General features: G+C 67.3%; 16 protein-coding genes and 1 pseudogene. 11 read left to right on the forward strand and 6 right to left on the reverse strand.

What is annotated here, in order from left to right; translation table 11 throughout:
• Nucleotide 1: 1 nt before the first annotated feature.
• From AC1DWT_RS04110 to AC1DWT_RS04130, 5 genes and pseudogenes are all read right to left on the reverse strand, one after another.
• The gene (locus tag AC1DWT_RS04110; RefSeq protein ID WP_095863142.1) at nt 2-1,222 is read right to left on the reverse strand and encodes an MFS transporter; all 1,221 of its coding nucleotides are present in this window, start codon (nt 1,220-1,222) and stop codon (nt 2-4) included.
• Nucleotides 1,223-1,255: 33 nt separating this feature from the next.
• Nucleotides 1,256-1,393 (reverse strand): annotated as a pseudogene (locus tag AC1DWT_RS04115) (ester cyclase); the annotation flags it as partial.
• Between the two features lie 64 nt (nt 1,394-1,457).
• A complete protein-coding gene (locus AC1DWT_RS04120) occupies nt 1,458-1,679 on the reverse strand; it encodes a nuclear transport factor 2 family protein (protein WP_257015746.1) in 222 nt (73 codons plus the stop codon).
• Nucleotides 1,680-1,726: 47 nt separating this feature from the next.
• Nucleotides 1,727-3,325 carry an amidohydrolase gene (locus tag AC1DWT_RS04125; RefSeq protein WP_477919830.1) on the reverse strand — a complete coding sequence of 533 codons (1,599 nt, stop codon included), beginning with the start codon at nt 3,323-3,325 and terminating at the stop codon, nt 1,727-1,729.
• A 59-nt stretch (nt 3,326-3,384) separates the two neighbouring features.
• Complete coding sequence (locus AC1DWT_RS04130; RefSeq protein ID WP_083395639.1) at nt 3,385-4,242, reverse strand: SDR family NAD(P)-dependent oxidoreductase; 858 nt, start codon at nt 4,240-4,242, stop codon at nt 3,385-3,387.
• A 165-nt stretch (nt 4,243-4,407) separates the two neighbouring features.
• Between AC1DWT_RS04130 and AC1DWT_RS04135 the strand changes: the two genes are divergently transcribed.
• The 5 genes from AC1DWT_RS04135 to AC1DWT_RS04155 all read left to right on the forward strand — a co-directional run bounded on the left by AC1DWT_RS04135 (nt 4,408) and on the right by AC1DWT_RS04155 (nt 9,899).
• A complete protein-coding gene (locus tag AC1DWT_RS04135) occupies nt 4,408-4,989 on the forward strand; it encodes a TetR/AcrR family transcriptional regulator (RefSeq protein WP_072939089.1) in 582 nt (193 codons plus the stop codon).
• Between the two features lie 258 nt (nt 4,990-5,247).
• Nucleotides 5,248-6,696, forward strand: a complete 1,449-nt coding sequence (locus AC1DWT_RS04140) for an aldehyde dehydrogenase family protein (protein WP_072939086.1) — start codon at nt 5,248-5,250, stop codon at nt 6,694-6,696.
• A 57-nt stretch (nt 6,697-6,753) separates the two neighbouring features.
• Nucleotides 6,754-7,581, forward strand: coding sequence for a MoaF C-terminal domain-containing protein (locus tag AC1DWT_RS04145; RefSeq protein WP_072939084.1), 828 nt, complete (start codon nt 6,754-6,756; stop codon nt 7,579-7,581).
• A gap of 88 nt (nt 7,582-7,669) precedes the next feature.
• Entirely contained in the window at nt 7,670-9,130 is a 1,461-nt protein-coding gene (locus tag AC1DWT_RS04150) for an APC family permease (RefSeq protein WP_095863144.1), read from the forward strand.
• A 79-nt stretch (nt 9,131-9,209) separates the two neighbouring features.
• A complete protein-coding gene (locus tag AC1DWT_RS04155; protein ID WP_072939078.1) occupies nt 9,210-9,899 on the forward strand; it encodes a winged helix-turn-helix transcriptional regulator in 690 nt (229 codons plus the stop codon).
• An 85-nt stretch (nt 9,900-9,984) separates the two neighbouring features.
• Here AC1DWT_RS04155 and AC1DWT_RS04160 read toward each other — a convergent pair whose 3' ends face one another.
• The gene (locus tag AC1DWT_RS04160; RefSeq protein ID WP_095863145.1) at nt 9,985-10,743 is read right to left on the reverse strand and encodes a dienelactone hydrolase family protein; all 759 of its coding nucleotides are present in this window, start codon (nt 10,741-10,743) and stop codon (nt 9,985-9,987) included.
• A 371-nt stretch (nt 10,744-11,114) separates the two neighbouring features.
• Here AC1DWT_RS04160 and AC1DWT_RS04165 point away from each other — a divergent pair, with 371 nt between their 5' ends.
• From AC1DWT_RS04165 to AC1DWT_RS04190, 6 genes are all read left to right on the forward strand, one after another.
• Nucleotides 11,115-12,476, forward strand: coding sequence for an RraA family protein (locus tag AC1DWT_RS04165; protein WP_072939073.1), 1,362 nt, complete (start codon nt 11,115-11,117; stop codon nt 12,474-12,476).
• The gene (locus AC1DWT_RS04170) at nt 12,473-13,810 is read left to right on the forward strand and encodes a TRAP transporter large permease subunit (RefSeq protein WP_072939070.1); all 1,338 of its coding nucleotides are present in this window, start codon (nt 12,473-12,475) and stop codon (nt 13,808-13,810) included. The genes AC1DWT_RS04165 and AC1DWT_RS04170 overlap by 4 nt, the downstream gene beginning before the upstream one ends.
• 20 nt (nt 13,811-13,830) lie before the next feature.
• Nucleotides 13,831-14,106, forward strand: coding sequence for a hypothetical protein (locus tag AC1DWT_RS04175; protein WP_095863146.1), 276 nt, complete (start codon nt 13,831-13,833; stop codon nt 14,104-14,106).
• Nucleotides 14,103-15,098, forward strand: coding sequence for a cyclase family protein (locus tag AC1DWT_RS04180; protein WP_095863147.1), 996 nt, complete (start codon nt 14,103-14,105; stop codon nt 15,096-15,098). The genes AC1DWT_RS04175 and AC1DWT_RS04180 overlap by 4 nt, the downstream gene beginning before the upstream one ends.
• Before the next feature lie 54 nt (nt 15,099-15,152).
• Nucleotides 15,153-15,917, forward strand: coding sequence for an IclR family transcriptional regulator (locus tag AC1DWT_RS04185; RefSeq protein ID WP_095863148.1), 765 nt, complete (start codon nt 15,153-15,155; stop codon nt 15,915-15,917).
• Nucleotides 15,918-15,981: 64 nt separating this feature from the next.
• The gene (locus AC1DWT_RS04190) at nt 15,982-16,767 is read left to right on the forward strand and encodes an alpha/beta fold hydrolase (protein ID WP_095863149.1); all 786 of its coding nucleotides are present in this window, start codon (nt 15,982-15,984) and stop codon (nt 16,765-16,767) included.
• Nucleotides 16,768-16,826 lie beyond the last annotated feature (59 nt).

Here is a 16,826-nt window from a genome sequence, read left to right on the forward strand (position 1 = left end):
CCTACTCGACCATCTGCGGAACCGGCGTGGTGACGACAGGCGTGGCGATCCGCCGGGGTTGGGCAGCGATGATCAGTGCCAGCGACAGGACCAGTCCCGCAGCACTGACCGCGATCAACGTTCCGTATCCGCCTGCGCTCTCGACGAGGCGGCCTCCCATGAACGGGCCGATCGCGAAGCCGCCGCCGATTGCGATGTTGGCCAGGTTCACCACCCGCCCCGACCGGTCCAGGCCGGACAGGGTGGACATGATGTAGGGGAGAATGAACGTCCAGGTGAACTTGAAAAGGAGTGCTGCAATGGTGAACCGGAGCAGCCCGGGCATTCCGGCGAGCAGGCCGACCGACAGCGTCATCGCCACATACCCGACGAGGAGGTTGGTTCTCGTGCTCGGCCGGGAGCCCAGGACAGTGGCCAGCGCAGAACCGGCGATACCCAGGACGGTGGCGACCGACAGGATCGAACTCGAGGTTTCGGTGTCGATGGTGGATGCCGCGGCAACGCCGCCGACGAACGTCCAGACTCCGCTGAGGCTCACGTAGAAGGCGAGCACGGCGACGAGTCCGAGTGCGGCGCGCAGCACGTAGTTGCGCGTCGGTCCGGTCTCGTCGTTGCCGTCGTGGTCGGCCGTGACGTTGCGCTCCGGCAGGAATCGTGCGAGCGGGAGAACGAGGATCATCAGCACGGCGAGGGTCCAGTACACGATGCCGATTCCGAAGCTGCTGAAGAAGTGCGGAAGCACCGCCAATCCGATCGCCCCGAAGGACAATTGCCCCATCACCCACAGTCCGTACACGCGGTTGCGGTCGCGGGTCTGGGCGGCGAGCGACATGCACAGGACCATCAACGACCCGCCCGCGAGGGAGGTGAGAAAGCGTACGGCGAGTAGGGTGCCGTAGTCATCGATGTACGCGGAGCTGACGTTGCCGGCGATGAAGATCACGCCGAAGATCGTGGACATCGTCCGGATGTTGAATCTCTTCATCCACCACAGTGCGGGGATCGAGGCGAAGCTCATCGCACCGAGTTCGGCAGAGAACAAGTCACCCGTCTGCGAGGGATTCAGTCCCAGCTGAAGTTGGAGCTGACTGGCCACGGCAGGAGCCATGAGCAGGAGAGTGCCGACAACGGAGGAGAAGAGAACGATCAGTGCCACGCGTCCCCTGGAGTTGGGATCGGTGCTGTCGAAGGGGGTGCGTCGACCGTCGAGAGTGTGGGGCATCGGGTGGTCCTTCGTGATTGGGGGAAGTTGGATTCACTGCAGTCCGAGCTGGGTGAGAACGGTGAGCTGATCCCAATACCGCCGGGTCGAAGCGATCCGGCCGTTCTCGACCCGGTGGATGTCGCAGAAGGGAACCGACAGTGTGCGACCGGTGGGGCGGATGTCGTCTCCGTCCGGGGTCGGGAGGGGGCCGGTGTGGGTGCCGACGGCGACGAACTCCGTGACGACAAGACCGTCACCCCCCCGCGAAGGTCAGCTTCTCGCACGTTCCGTCGCGGAACGGCCCGTCCCAGTGCCAGTAGTTGTCCGCCATCCCGTCGTGGCCCGCATGGATCTCTCCGGTGGGCAGATTCGTCCAGGTCGCGTCGGGGGTGAAGGAATCGACCCAGGCCGCGATGTCTCGGGTGTTCCACGCCTCGTACAAGGCTGCGACGATGTCGAAATCGGGATTGGACACGGTGGGTCCTCCAGGATTGGTCAACGGTTGGTAGGGGTGTACTGCGCTCAGCGCTGATGAAGATCGGTGGCGGTCGATATTTCGGCGTCGAAGACGGTGCGCCCCTCGAAGAGGGTCCGCAGCACCTGCGTGGATCCGACGTGCTCGGAAGGGACCTCGAAGATGTTGCGGTCGAGCACGATCAGGTCGCCGGACTTCCCGGGGGTGATCGTGCCCTGCACGTGGTCGCGACCGACGACCCGTGCGCCGCCGAGGGTCATCAGATACACAGCGGTGGCGAGATCGACGGCCTCGTCTCCGCGTTGCAGCATGCCCTGAAGGGCAGGGAACAGGTTCGGATTCGGGGTGATGATCCAGTCCGAGCCAACGGTCATCGTGGCACCCGAGTCGAGGATGGTGCGAAATTTGAATGCATCGTCGTGCCCGGGAATGTCGAGGTGCCAGATCGCGGGCGACATCTCGGCGATCACGTCGAGCTGGCCGAATCTCTTGTAGTCGTCGTCGTGGATGAATGGGCAGTGCGCGATCTCGTGAGCTGGGCCGCGTGTGCCGTTGATCCGGCGGACGGTCTCGAAGGCGTCGAGTGCGGCGCGCACGGAACCCGCACCGGCGCAGTGAATTTTCACCGACAATCCAGCCGCGTCGAATCCGCGTAGCACCTCGGTGAGTTGATCTTCGTCGACGAGAATGTTGGTGGGGTCGACGCTGCCGTGGGCGTCGAGGTCCGCCTGTGTCATGTGCGGCGGCAGGGGTGACCCGTCGAGCCAGATCTTGATGCGTTCGGTGTCCAGATGTTCACTGGTGAACGTCGCCCGTTCGGCGATGGTGCGGTCGAGTTCGGCGGTATCGGCCATGCCGAAACCCTCCTCCTTCCAGACCAGGTGCGCGGCAACGTGCAAGTTCAGTGCGCCGTCCCGGTCGAGGTCCCGGTAGGCCGCGAGCGCCTGCGGAGACGCGGAGGCCTCCTGGACGGACGTGATGCCGTACCGATGGCACACCGACGCCGCCCAGGCAACCGCGTCACGATAGATGTCGGCACGGTAATCGGACATGGCGCGCATGACGGGCCAGCGGGCCTGCTCGACGAGTTCCCCGGTCAGCTCGTTCGTCCCTTCCCGGCGGACCAGTCGGCCACCAGGTGGGTCCACCGAGTCTTCGGAGAGCCCGGCGAGGTCGAGTGCGGTGGAGTTGGCCAGGGCGTGGTGAATGGTGTAGTCGTACAAGAACACCGGCTGATCAGGAAACGCTTCGTCGAGGAATTTGCGGTCCAGTTCTCCCGCGGCGAAGTCGGCAGGAACGAACTCGCCGCCGACGATCCAGGGCTGCACGTCCTCGTCGACGAGTTCGGCGCATCTGCAGTGACCGAGGTCGTGCACGATCTCCTTCGGGGAGCCACCCGGTGTCAGGCGGGCCTCGTAGCGAAACTTCAACCCGCTGAACAGCAGATGGGTATGGGCATCGTGCAGTCCGGGCATCGCCATGCGGCCGTCGAGGTCGACGAATTCGGTACCGTCCGGGGCGGCGTCACGGACGTCGTCGTCGGACCCGACGACCGTGAAGACGCCGTTGTCGACCAGAACGGCCTGCACCCAGGGTGCGGCCGGGTCGACGGTGTAGATGCGGCCGTTGAGCAACGCGGTAGGCATCGGTTCTTCTTTCCATCGTGGGTAGGGGCGTCGATTTGAGCAGTTCGCACTGTGGTCCGTCAGGGCATGGGGACGGCGAGCGAGAATCGTGGGTCGAGGGAGACGGTGCCGACGTCGACCGCGCTGTGCCCGCCGTCCACCGGCAGCACGGCGGCGTTGACATAGGAAGCGGCGGGGGAGAGCAGCCACGCAATGGTGGCGGCAACTTCGGCGGCATACGCGGGCCGAGGCAACGGGACGAGTGCGGAGGCGAGGCGATAGGCCTGCTCCGCGTCGACGCCGCGTTCACCGCCGAGTTGGGCCATTTCCTCGTCGGCCATCTCGGTGCGGGTCCAACCGGGGCAGACGACGTTGGCGCGCACTCCTCGCGGCCCGTAGTCGACGGCGACCGACTGCAGCAACATGCTCAGTCCCGCCTTGGTGGCGTTGTAGCCGGGGGTTCCGCCCGAGGCGCGCAGCCCGCTGACCGAGGACACGCCGACTACTGCCCCGCTGCTCCTGACGAGGTGCGGCAGGGCGGTGTGCAGCAGGCGGTAGGGGGCGGTGAGGTTGGTCTCGACCATCGCCGCCCAATCGCTGTCGGACAATTCGCCGACCGGCCCGGGGCGGACGACTCCGGCGTTGAGGACCAGTCCGTCCAGGCGCCCGAAGCGGGTGACGGTGCTCTCGACGAGGCGGGCCACGGCGGCCTTGTCGGTGGTGTCGGTGACGATCGGATGTGCCCCGGTGGCGTCGGCCACGCGCTCGAGGGCTTCCGCCCGCCGCCCGCAGATCGCAACGGACCAGCCGACGGCCGTGAGCGCCTGCGCGGTGGCAGCGCCGATCCCGCTCCCGCCGCCGGTGACGATGGCGACTGCGCCGGACGCCTCCCGGTCAGTGAGTGTGGCCTGCGGTTCGTGGTCCGCCGTGTTCGTCATGGTGGGGGCTCCTTCTGAGTGCCGAGGGCAATGGCGCGGTCGAAGCGGACCGCGAGCGAAGAGAGGCGAAATATCCAGATGGATAGATGTGATCAGTGGCACAAATATGCCCCGTGCTGTACAACTAGTCAAGTGGATAGATGAAAAGGATGTTGGAGGACACCGATGACCGCTGTTGCGTCCACACCGGGTCGGAGTTCGCCGATGTATGGCGAGGGCAGGCAGGCGCTGCTCGCCGCCGCCGTCCGTGTCGTCGCCGCCCAGGGGTTGCGACATCTGACCTACCGCGGCGTCGCCCGCGAGGCGAACGTCACGCACGGCCTCGTCGCCCACCACTTCGGCAGCCGCGACGCCCTGCTCGAAGCTGCCCTGCAGTATTCCGTCGAGAACAGCGTCACCTCGATCAGTACCCGGCCCGGCACCGGTGATCTCGACGCGATCTTCGCCGGACTGATCGGGATGGTCGTAGTCAATCCTGACGAGCAGGCCTTCCAGTACGAACTGATCCTCGAATCGCGGCGCAGTCCCGAGCTGCGTCCGCACGTCGAGTCTCTGTACGGCACCTATCGGCAGGCCCTCCGTGAGGAGTTGGCGCACGGCGGAATCGACTGCGACGAGGCGATGGCTCAGCTGTTCATCGCGGCCGCCGACGGACTGATCTTTCAGCAGATCACCCTTGACCGCCCCGAACTCAACGAGGCCGCGCTCGCGCACCTGCGCCGGTTTCTGCGCACGCTTGTCGAGTGAGGTGCGTGGCTCCGTGCTCCCTCAAATAGGTTCTGGTGACATGGTATTCGCCTCCGGTCGTCGTGCGTTGTCGCTTCGCCGCCCGCCCCGCCTCGTCGTCCGTCGGCCGTGGCGCTCTCGATTGACCTGTCGCCGCCGAAGGTGTGCGGGATTAGTCAATGCTTGTACGGACTTCGGCAATGCATTCCCACAGATCCCGGAGCAGAGTGAGACTCACGTCACGTGACCTGGTCACGAGTATTTCGAGGAGTTCTCACAATGGATGTGCGCGAGCAGTTGCTGATCGACGGCCGGTGGGTTCCGGCCCGGTCCGGTGCCGAGTTCAAGACCTACGATCCGGCGACGGGTGAGCCTCTGGGCACGGTCGCGGACGCCGGCGCAGCGGACGTCGACGCCGCGGTCGCGGCGGCGCGGCAGGCGCTGACCGATCCGGCGTGGAAGGCACTGGTGCCCGCCGCCCGCGCACGGCTGCTGTGGAAGGTCGCCGACCTGATCGAGCAGCACGCGGACGAACTCGCCGAACTCGAAACCCGCGACCAGGGCCAGCCGCTCGGGGTCGCGAAGACCGTCAGCCTCACCATGGCCGCCGAGGTCTTCCGCTACTACGCCGGCTGGTGCACCAAGATTGAGGGCAAGAACTCGGCGGTGTCGATCCCCAACACGATGCACTACACCCGCCGGGAACCGGTCGGAGTGTGTGCCCTGATCACTCCGTGGAACTTCCCGCTGATGATCGCCGCCTGGAAGCTGGCCCCGGCGCTGGCCTGCGGCAACACGGTGATCCTCAAGCCCGCCGAACAGACGCCGCTGAGCACCGTGTTCCTGGCCGGGCTGTGCGTGGACGCCGGTTTCCCGCCCGGAGTCGTGAACTGCCTGACCGGCGGCCCCGAGGCGGGCAAGGCCCTCACCGAGCACGTCGACGTCGACAAGGTGTCGTTCACCGGGTCGACCGCGGTCGGTAAGCAGATCGTCGTCGCCGCCTCGGGCAACCTCAAGCGCGTCACCCTCGAACTCGGCGGCAAGGCGCCGAGTGTCATTGCGCGAGATGCGGATATCGACGCAGCGGTCGCGGGGAACCTACAGGGCGCCCTGCTCAACAGCGGTCAGGTGTGTGCCGCCTACACGCGGTTCTTCGTCGACTCGAAGAGGGTGGACGAGTTCACCGAGAAGATCGCCGCGGCGGCGAGCGTGCTGCCGATCGGTCCCGGCATGTCGCCCGAGACGGTGATCGGCCCGCTGGCCTCGCCCGAGCACGCCGACCACGTCGAGCGGCTGGTCAACGCCGGGGTCGCCGAGGGCGCGCAGTTGGTGACCGGCGGCAGCCGCGTCGGCGGAGAGTTGTCCGGCGGGAACTTCTTCGCGCCCACCGTGTTCTCGGGTGTGCGTGACGACATGACCATCGCCCGGGAAGAGATCTTCGGGCCGGTGTTGTCGATCCTGTCCTATGACGACGCCGACGAGCTCGCCGCCCGCGCCAACGACACCGATTACGGTCTGGCCGCCTGCATTTGGACCAAGGACCTCGAGCTGGCGCACAACCTCGCCGCGTCGATCCACGCCGGCAGTGTCTTCGTCAACATGCTGCCGTTCCTCGATCCCGCCGCCCCGTGGGGCGGATTCGGTTCCAGCGGATGGGGCCGGGAGATGAGCTCCAACGCCATCGACGAATTCACCGAGACCAAGGGCGTCTGGGTCAACCTCGGCTGACCCGGCCCCGAACGACCCACCGGAAATCCCTCCACAGATTCAAGGACACCTGACACCATGAGCACCTCCACTACCTCGGCCTTCAGCTGGAACAAGGACGACTGGGCGTCGCTGAGCGAGATGGCCGACGGCTTCGACGAATACCGGCCCGCCTACAGCCGCGCCCTCGACGGCCGGGAACTCAGCCTGAACGCCCGCTTCGTGGATTCGGGTGACGAGTTCACCCTCACCCACGCATTTTCCGAAGGAGAACTGAGCTGGCGCACCGGCGAGCAGGCCGGCACCGAGACTTACGAACTGTTCGAGATGCAACCCGGACTGTTCTACCTGCACTACCGGCGCAGCGGCGAGGACCACCCGGTCGTCGTCAGCGCGGCGCTCGATCTGACCACCGGTCAGGTCACCGGCGCGGTCGGCGAACTCGGACTCGGCCCCAACCCTCACCTCGCCCGCCAGCGGTGGTTCCAGGGCCAGATCGCCGGCAGCACCGCCACCGCGGCCGACGCCCACGAGCCGACCGACGAGCTGATCGGGCGCCGGGTGCGCTACGCCTACAGCGGCGACGACGTCTACGACCACGTCTACCTCAACGAGAACCTCTTCACCTGGCTGTGCATCGGCGGTGCCGAGCTGGGAGTGGGGGACACCGACAGCTGCACCTACTGGAAGCTGCGCGAGAACACGTACCTGTTCTCCTGGCTGGAGAAGAACGTCGGCGTCGAGGGCATGGTCCTGGTCGACCTGAACGCTCTCCGCACCGTCGGCATCCAATTCGGCATCGACCAGCAGAGCGGTGACCTGGTCAACATAACCATGGGCTCGTACGCGCGCGAATTCGAACGCACCCCGTCCGTCGACGACGCCCGCCCCGGACCCACGGCCTGACGCGGATCCGTCCGCCAACTGTCAACCACCAACACGCCGCGACACCCACCCCGCACTACCCCGCGAATGTCTTTCTTCGGAGGCTCCAATGTCCACCCCTCCCCACCAGGCCGTCCCGCCGCAGAACACCGGTCACAACGAGCCCCCCGGGGAGGGGCGGGCGGGGTTGCGGGCCGGCAGGCTCGGGGTCGCGGCGATCGTGTTCTTCGTCGTCGCCGCAGTCGCCCCGATGGCCGCGATCGTCGGCGCCTCTCCCGTCGTCTTCTCCGTCAACGGCGTCGCCGCCCCCGCGACGTATCTGCTGGCGGCCCTGTTGTTCGTCGTCTTCTCCGTGGGGTATGTGACGATGAGCCGGCACATCACCAATGCCGGCGGCTTCGTCGCGTACATCGCGCAGGGATTCGGGCCACGACTGGCCACTGCCGCCGCCGGGCTGGCCATCCTGGCATACATGGCGCTGCAGGCGGCCCTGTGGTCCCAGTACTCGGTGTTCGCGCAACAGTTGATCACCGACAAACTCGGTGTCGACGTGCCGGCGTGGGTGCTGCTGTTCGCCACCTTGGCCTTGGTCACCGCACTCACCGTCCGCGGTGTCGACGTCAGCCTGAAGGTGCTGGGGCTGCTCGTGTTGCTCGAGGTCGCCGCCTTCGTCGTCCTGGACGTCGCGATCATTTTCGGGGGCGGCGTCTCGGGGAACTCGCTGGCGGCCTTCGATCCGTCCGCGCTGGTCGGTCCGGGGCTCGGTGTGGCGTTCCTGTTCTGCATCACCTGCTTCACCGGTTTCGAGGCCACCGTCGTCTTCTCCGAGGAGGCGAAGGACCCACACCGCACCATTCCTCGCGCCGTGTACACCTCGATCGCGTTCATCGGCGTCTTCTACGCCCTGACGACCTGGGCGCTGGGCAACTCAGTCGGCGCGGACGCCGTCCAGGCCGCCGCCACCGACGACCCGGCCGGATTCGTGTTCGCCATCGCCGAGTCCGAAGTCGGTGCCTGGTTGAGCACGGTGATGGAAATCCTGGTGGTCACCAGTTTCATCGCCATGCTCATCGGCTTCCAGAATATGCTCTCCCGCTACCTCTATGCGCTGGGACGAGCGAAGGTGCTGCCGCACCGCCTCGGTGAAGCCAACGCCAAGACCGGCACCCCCGCTGCGGCCGCCTTGGTAGTCGGCGTCGCGCTCGCGATCATCCTCGCCGTCTTCGAAGTCGCCGGCGCGGACCCGATTACCGTCACCTTCAGCTGGTTGCTGTCTCTGGGCACCGTCTCGCTCATCGTGATCCTCGCCCTCACCTCGGCGTCGATCATCGCCTTCTTCGTCCGCACCCGCCTGGAGACGAGCATCTGGAAAACCAAGGTGGCACCCGCCGGCGCACTCCTCGGGTTCGCGGTGGTCGGATGGCTCGCCGTGCAGAACTACGACGTCCTGCTCGGCGGACAGGGCGGCGTCGCACGATGGCTGCTGCTGCTGATCCCGCTCTGCGCGGCACTGGGATTCGGCTGGGCGGCACTACGTCCGGACATCGACTACCAGGCCGAACTCGTCTGACCCTCACCCCTACTCCGCCGCCCACACAGTCGCGGGGCGTGCCCCAGCCGGCACCCACACACCACCTCGGACATCGCGAATGACCTCACCGCTCACTCCTGCCTCGACACCAGCGATCATCCTCGCCCTCCCACCACACGGTGAGGCGTCACTCATCACCCGGCTCTCAGCCGACGCCGGCTTCCGCGTGATCCGCGGAGCAGCCGTGCAGTCCACGCCTGAGCGACCCGATGTCGTCATCATCGACTCCCGAGTCCCGTGCTTCGACGGCCTCGCGGTTTTACGGGACGTCAGAATTGCAGAACCGGACATCGGCATCGTGGTGATCACCGGACCGCAACCGACCGGCTCCGACAGCGTGTGCGAGTTCCTCGAGGCGGGCGCCGACGACGTCTTGATTGCCCCGGTTGTCCACGATGAAGCCATCGCCAGGCTACGCGCGTTGCTCCGGCGCCTCGCACCCCCGGCACTGAATCCGTCACACCCCGCGTACATCGCCCTGGATGTTGCGCGCAGGGCAGCCGAAATACACGACGCCCGAATTCTCCTGACCAGAACTGAATTCGAACTGATGGGCATCCTCACCGAGAACGCGGGCCGTGTCGTCAGCCGCCCACACCTCCTCCGTACCGTCTGGGGCTATCCCGGCGAAGCCCGCACCAACGTGCTCAACATGTGCGTCAGCTCGTTGCGCCGCAAGCTCGCATCGAGCGGCATCCCGCCCCTCATCCACACCGTCCGCGGGATCGGCTTCACACTGCACGCCTAATCTACGCCGGGCATCGTGCGGATCCGGAAGGGCGACATCGATATCGGCGGCCGAGCTGGGTGTCCGGCCGCCGATACCGGTCACGTCAGGCCGGTGCCATGCCGGCCCGGCGGAGGTGGCGGGCGAAGAACCGGGCCGAGCTGTCACGCTCGTACTCGGGCACCTGGTTGTACCCGCCCGGGTGGGCGTGCAGTGTCTTCTCCCTCGAGCCGAAGGCGTCGAACAACGCGAGACCGGCTCGGCGGTCGATGTATTCGTCGTCCCACGGAATCCGGTACTCGACCGGGACGGTGATCTTTCGTGCCGTCTCGATCAGAGCGTCGTCCACGAAGACCGCACCGATGCTCAGGGCGGCGATCCGGGGTTCGACCGTTGCCAACATCAGCCCGGTCACGACACCCAACGTCATGCCGCCGTAGCCGACGGGCGCTCCGGAGCCGATCTCGGGCAGCGCCTGCAGTGCGTCGAGGGTTTCCTGCCATTCCGGCACCGCACGCTCCGCGAGCGACGCGTTGTAGTCGATGACGATCGGGGCGATCGGCTCGCCCGCCGCCCGGGCCTGATGGATCGCGTCGCCCCACCGCTGATCCTGAGGGCTCCGCGGCCGGTCACCGTGTCCGGGCGCGTCGATGGCGGCGACGGTGTACCCGTAGGTGCTCACGCAGTGGAGTGCGCCGGCCACCAGTCCGGGCGCCTTCTTGTGCATGCCGCCGCTGTGCCCCGACAGCAGCAGCGGTGCGCCGACTGTTCCGGATGCGGGTGACCAGAGCACGCCGGTGATCTCGCCCAGGGTGAAGGTTCGTTCGATGACACCGTTCGACGATGCCTCAGAGGTGAAGTGCATGGTGTTGCCTTTCGGGATTGCCTTGTTGTCGAGGCGCTCCCGGCGACATCTACGTCGATCGCCCGGCCGTGAAGAGGGGGAGCACCCACCTGCGTACTGCGTTCATGGGTCTCACCTCCTCGCTCGAAGTCACGGTCCCCCGAACGTTAGCAGTGCGGGCGTCGTGCCCGCCAACCATTTTCCGGCCGCCCGTCGGGTCTCACGACCGTCTCCCCGCAATCGCTGACATGCCGAAATGGCGCGTGGCCTGTGGTGCCCGCGCCTTGTTCCATCCGACTTCTCGGGAGCTGTGGCGCCTTGACAACCACCGCCCTCTGTGACCACGATTACTCCATCACGTGATAGACGTTATCACGGTATGAGAGGAAATCATGAAGGTCGCTGTTCTCGGGCTCGGTGAAGCCGGAAGTCTCTACTCGTCGGGATTCCTCGCGAAGGGCTGGGAGGTGACCGGCTTCGACCCGGCAGACACCGCCACCCCGGCGGGGGTGCTGCGCTTCGACGCCGTCGCCGACGCCGTCCGGGGCGCGGATCTGGTGCTCAGCCTGACCAGTGCGAAGGTGGCCGTGCGGGCCGCCACCGACGCTGCCCCCCATCTGTCGGACGGCGTCTGCTTTGCGGACATGAATGCCGCTGCGGCCGAGATCAAGGCGCAGGTCGCCCACGTGGTCACCGCAGCCGGTGCCTCGTTCGCCGACGTCGCAGTCGTCGGCTCGGTTCCCGCCAACGGGGCGCGCACCGCGCTCGTGATCAGCGGCGACGGATCAGCATCGGCAACAGCATATTTCGAGGAACTCGGCGCCTCGGTCGAGGACATCGGCAGCGCCCCCGGGGACGCCTCGAACCGCAAGCTGCTGCGCAGCACGTTCATGAAGGGCCTCGGCGCGTTGATCGTCGAATCGGTCGATGCCGGGATCGCCGCCGACGCCGAGCAGTGGGTGCGTGCCCAGATCGCCGGCGAGCTGTCCGGCAGCTTCGCGGCCCTGGACCGGTTGCGGGACGGCACCCGCAAGCACGCCGCACGACGCTCGGTGGAGGCGACCGCCTCGGTCGAACTCCTCGACACGCTCGGCGTCCGCCCGGTCCTCACATCCGCAACGGCACAGGCCCACCGCACGCTCGCCGATGCGAACGGCCGCGCCGCCGACGAACTGCTCGACTCCTACGCCGGGCTCCCGGTCGCCAACATCGGCGACGCCCGCCAGCGCATGGGAATGGTCGATTCGGGTATCCACGCAATGTGGAAGGGTGCACGTATCGTCGGTCGCGCCCGCACGGTGTGGACCCGCGCCGGTGACAACAAGGCGCTGCACGAGGCGCTGGCGAAGGTGCAGCCGGGTGAGGTGATCGTCATCAACGGACAGGGCGACCAGAATCGGGCCCTGATGGGTGAACTGATCGCCGAACGCGCCCGCTCCCGCGGCTGCGTCGGCATGATCATCGACGGCGCCGCCCGCGACATCGACGTCCTGCAGGAAATCGGGTTCGGCGTCTGGGCCCGCGCGGTCAACCCGGCAGGCCCCTACAAGGACGGCCCCGGCAAGATCGACGTCCCGGTCGCGGTCGGCGGTGTCGTCTGCGCCCCCGGCGATCTGGTCGTCGCCGACGACGACGGCGTCATCATCGTCCCGGCCGCCGAGGCGTTCACCAGCCTCGCCGGTGGCCGCGCGGTCGAAGCCGACGAGGCGCAGCGCCGCGCCGCGATCATCGCCGCGCGCAAGGTCGCATCATGATCGCCATCTGGGCGTTGCTGGCGTTCATCGCCTCCATCGTCTTCTGGAATGCGGTCCTCAAACGCAACATCGGCGAGGCGATGATCGTCGGGTTCGTCGTCGTCGGTGCGTTCGCCGGTCGCGACGCCCCGAAATACATGTGGGACGGCTTCGTCGATTCGATGCAGGAGGAAGTGACGTTCGCCGGTTTGGCGTTCATCTTCATGAGCTTCATCCTCGCGAAGACGCCGGTGCTGGACCGGCTCATCGACATCCTCAACTCCTTCCTGGGACGGCTGCGCGGCGGCCCGATCTACACCTCCACTGTCGCGGGCGGCATGTTCGGTGCCATCGCCCACGTCGGGGCCTCGGTCACCGCAGCGGTCGGCTCGGTCACCGTGCCGTGGATGAAACGCTCCGGCGTCAGCGGTGAACTGTCCGCCACCGTCGTCGCCGGCTGCGCCGGCATGGGTGTGACCTTCCCGTTCAGTGCGACCATGTTCATCCTGGTCGGGTCGAGCACCGTCACCGGCATGATGGCCGCCGACGACATCATCGTCCCGCTCGCGATCGCCGGCCTCTGGTGCCTCGGCTACCGGCTGGTGCTGAGCTACTACCTGGTGCGAAAGAACGGCCTGCAGCCCATCGCCCCCGAGGACCGCATCCCGGTCAAGCGGAGTCTGCGCGTCGGCTGGACCTCGCTGTTGCTGTTCGTCCCGATCGTGATCCCGCTGCTGCTCACCCGCGGGCCGATCGCCGCCCCCATCGCGCACTACACCGACCTGGTGATGTCGAGTGCCCTGAGCCTGATCACCTGGATCCCGGTCCTGATGATCCTGCTGGTGCTCTTCCTCGGCCGCCGGCACCTGCCCAAGACCACCACGGGCTGGTGGAAGGTCCTCGGCGACGCGGCACCCCAGTTCGGCGTCATCGGCATCACCATCGTCGCCGCGTTCTCCGCTTCGGCGGTGCTGGCCAAGCTGAAGCTGCCTCAGCAACTGACCGCGATGCTCGAAAGCCTCAGCGCACCGTCCTGGTTGATGGCGATCCTCGTCGGCATCATCATCGTCATCATCGCGATCCCGCTGACCGCCTCCGCCACCATGGCCTCGGTCGGCCCCGTCGCAGTCGCCGCACTGGTCGGCACCGGCATCGCCGCCCCCGTGGCCGCGGCCGCCGTCCTGGTGTTCGCGTCCACCGAAGGCGCCTCCCCGCCGTCCGGCGCCCCGATCTACGTCGCCTCCGGCATCGCCCGGATCGACCCGTCGAAGATCTTCATGCCGCTCCTGAAGTACTACTGCGTCCCCATTCTTGGCATCGGAGTGCTCATCGCCCTCGGCCTCCTCCCCGTCTGACCCTCGCGACAGGACACGTCATGTTCCAGAAAAGCTTCTCCACCCTCTTCCGCATCAGCGTCGTCGCATTCCTGCTCGGCGGACTGGCGATCGTGCTCGGCCAGACCGTCGGCCTGATCCTCGGTGACGGCCACATCGTCACCCACGTCGAGGAACTGCTCGCCCCCTACGCCTACGGCGCCGCGGGCATCGCCGGACTACTCGCCTTCGTACTGTCGTACTTCCACCACGGCGGAGAGGAGGACGCCCTCGGAAACGAGGACTCTCCCGCCCGCGCCGCCGAGCACGTCGGATGACCAGTCCCGTGAGCACGATCGGCCCCGACTCCACCTACGCCGACCTGTGCGCCCGCACCGACGGCGCCCCGGCGGGGTCGAGCTGGGGAGTCTTCGACGACCCCGACCGGGGGACGGCGAATTTCGCCGGCCCCGAACAGGTCCGGGCCGCCGCGGAGCTCGTCCGCCGCGGAGCCGTGTTCGCCCTCGACCATCCGCTCGGCGCGTTCGATCCGCCGATGGCGCGGTCGCGCACGGCGCCGAAGCACACCATCGTCTCCGCGCACGCCGAATCCCGCGACGACCTCCTCGACGGCTTCTACCTGCAGGCCAGTAGTCACCTCGACGGGCTGCGCCACCGACGGGTGTCCGGACACGGCTTCTACGACGGCACCCCCGACGGCCAGGTCACCGAGAACGCCCCCGCTCTCGGAATACAGGCCTGGTCACAGAACCCGATCGTCGGCCGCGGACTGCTCCTCGACCTCGAGGGGCTGTTCGCGGACCGGGGCACCCCACTCGATCACGTTCGCGGACCGGCGGTCCAGGCCGCCGACCTCGACGCCGCCCTCGACCGTCAGAACACCCGGATCCAGGACGGAGATCTGATCCTCGTCCACACCGGCTGGGCGCACTGGTACCTGACCGCCACCGACGACCAGCGCAACGAGGTCCGCGCCGGCCGCCGCTCCACCGGATTCGCACAGAGCCGCGAACTCGCACGATGGTTGTGGGACAACAAGATCGCCCTGTTCGGCACCGACACCTTTGCCGTCGAGGTCCTGCCCGTCGTCCCAGGCAGCCCCTTCGCCGAGTCCGCTCCCGAGGACGCCGGCATGATGCACCAGGAACTGATCGGCAAACTCGGCGTCCCACTCGGCGAACTGTGGAACCTCACGGCCCTCGTCGAGGACAGCCGCCGCACCGGTACCTGGGACGCCCTCGTCACCGTGAAACCGCTCAACTTCGTCGGTGGCGTGGGTTCACCGTGCAACGCGACCGCCATCCGCTGACCGTTCTCGCACAATGATAAGTTCGATCGAAAGTGGGTCCATCGAGGAGGACAAATGGCGGTGCCGACCAACAACATGCGTTCCCTGGACCGCGCGTTCGACGTCCTCGGCGTCCTGCAGGACGCCAAGCAGCCACTGCGATTGAGTGAGGTCGCCCGGCATGCCTCCCTGCACGTCGCCACCGTCCAGCGCATCCTCGGAGTGCTCCTCGACCGCGGCTACGCAGCGCGGATCGGCGACACCTACACCGCCGGGCCCGCCGCGCTGGCGGTCGCCCACGCATTCATGGTCACCAACCCGCTCAGCGTCCTCGCCCAGCCCACGCTGCAACAACTCGCCGCCAACACCGGTTTCACCGCGTCGATGTACGTGCGGGTCGAAAACTCGCGAGTCCTGATCGCCCGAGTCGAAAGCGAACACCCGCTCAACTACATACTTCCCGTCGGCGAGCGCCTCCCGCTGTACCTCGGCGGCGCCGGCAAGACCATCCTCGCCCACCTCGGCGCCGAGGAACTCGAGACGATCCTCGCCGGCATCGGCGACGTCCCCCTCGCCGGCGGCGGCACACTGCGGAAGGACGAATTGCCCGCCCAGCTCGACAAGATCCGCAGCGACGGCTTCGCGGTCTCGGTCAGCGAACGCCTCTTCGGCATCGTTTCCGTCACCGCTCCTGTCCGGGCCGCCGACGGCACCCTCGTCGCCGTCCTCGGCGTCACCGGACCCACCGACGCCCTCGACGACGCCCAGATCGCGCACCTGATCCCCGAAGTCCGTCGCGCCGCCACCACGCTTGGCGCCCGGGTACCGGTCACCGGCTAGCGGATCTCTCCACCCCGCGGTTCCCGCGCGACCCGTGTGGGCGGCGCGGATCGGTGAGGACGCCATGGAGCGCCGGATCGACGAAGCCGTGGTCCATTGGGTCGAGCACGGTGGTGGTGTGCCGATTGTCGCCCTGCACGGCGCCGGCGTGGATCATCGTGAGATCGAGGCGGCGATCGAGGCCGTCGTCCCGGGCACGGGGTACCGGCGGATCTACCCGGACCTGCCGGGGATGGGCCTGTCGACAGCAGACGGGCTGACCTGCAACGACGATGTGGTGACGCTGCTCGGCGACTTCATCGACGGCCTCGGGGCGGGCCCGGTGACGCTGGTGGGGCATTCGTACGGCGCCTATCTGGCTCGCGGTGTAGCCGCGCAGAGGCCAGACGTGGTGCTCGGTCTGGCGTTGTTGTGTCCGGTCGGCGAGCGGTCGCGGAACGTACCCGACCACACTGTGGTTCGTCGGGACGCCGATGCCTACGACGAACTCGACCCTGCGCAGTGGGCGGGGTTCGACGAGTACTTCGTCGTTCACACCCGGGCCACCGCTCGCCGCTACCGCGACCATGTGGTGCCGGGTTCGACGCTCGTCGACGAGGAGGCGCTCGGACGTATCTTCGCCGGGTGGGCGGTCGACGTCGGGTCGAGTGTGTTCCCGGGGCCGACGGTGATCGTGGCCGGCAGGCGCGATTCGGTCGCCGGGTACGCCGACGCGTGTGAATTGCTCGAGCGCTATCCGCACGCCGCCCTGGCTGTCATCGAGGACGCCGGTCATGCGCTCGTGCACGAGCGGCCCGAACTGCTCGCCCCGCTGCTCGGCAACTGGCTCGATCGCCTCGATCGAAAATAGTCCCGGAGACGATGTCGAGAACCGGTGATCGGCTCCGTCCCTGTGGTGAATGCGGCCAG

This window comes from Rhodococcus sp. P4_B6 (assembly GCF_056402215.1).

Excerpts from the sequence above, each read along its gene's own strand:
- AC1DWT_RS04110 (WP_095863142.1), bottom strand. The coding sequence starts at position 1,222 with ATGCCCCACACTCTCGACGGTCGACGCACCCCCTTCGACAGCACCGAT.
- AC1DWT_RS04125 (WP_477919830.1), bottom strand. The coding sequence starts at position 3,325 with ATGCCTACCGCGTTGCTCAACGGCCGCATCTACACCGTCGACCCGGCC.
- AC1DWT_RS04130 (WP_083395639.1), bottom strand. The coding sequence starts at position 4,242 with ATGACGAACACGGCGGACCACGAACCGCAGGCCACACTCACTGACCGG.
- AC1DWT_RS04135 (WP_072939089.1), top strand. The coding sequence starts at position 4,408 with ATGACCGCTGTTGCGTCCACACCGGGTCGGAGTTCGCCGATGTATGGC.
- AC1DWT_RS04140 (WP_072939086.1), top strand. The coding sequence starts at position 5,248 with ATGGATGTGCGCGAGCAGTTGCTGATCGACGGCCGGTGGGTTCCGGCC.
- AC1DWT_RS04145 (WP_072939084.1), top strand. The coding sequence starts at position 6,754 with ATGAGCACCTCCACTACCTCGGCCTTCAGCTGGAACAAGGACGACTGG.
- AC1DWT_RS04150 (WP_095863144.1), top strand. The coding sequence starts at position 7,670 with ATGTCCACCCCTCCCCACCAGGCCGTCCCGCCGCAGAACACCGGTCAC.
- AC1DWT_RS04155 (WP_072939078.1), top strand. The coding sequence starts at position 9,210 with ATGACCTCACCGCTCACTCCTGCCTCGACACCAGCGATCATCCTCGCC.
- AC1DWT_RS04160 (WP_095863145.1), bottom strand. The coding sequence starts at position 10,743 with ATGCACTTCACCTCTGAGGCATCGTCGAACGGTGTCATCGAACGAACC.
- AC1DWT_RS04165 (WP_072939073.1), top strand. The coding sequence starts at position 11,115 with ATGAAGGTCGCTGTTCTCGGGCTCGGTGAAGCCGGAAGTCTCTACTCG.
- AC1DWT_RS04170 (WP_072939070.1), top strand. The coding sequence starts at position 12,473 with ATGATCGCCATCTGGGCGTTGCTGGCGTTCATCGCCTCCATCGTCTTC.
- AC1DWT_RS04175 (WP_095863146.1), top strand. The coding sequence starts at position 13,831 with ATGTTCCAGAAAAGCTTCTCCACCCTCTTCCGCATCAGCGTCGTCGCA.
- AC1DWT_RS04180 (WP_095863147.1), top strand. The coding sequence starts at position 14,103 with ATGACCAGTCCCGTGAGCACGATCGGCCCCGACTCCACCTACGCCGAC.
- AC1DWT_RS04185 (WP_095863148.1), top strand. The coding sequence starts at position 15,153 with ATGGCGGTGCCGACCAACAACATGCGTTCCCTGGACCGCGCGTTCGAC.
- AC1DWT_RS04190 (WP_095863149.1), top strand. The coding sequence starts at position 15,982 with ATGGAGCGCCGGATCGACGAAGCCGTGGTCCATTGGGTCGAGCACGGT.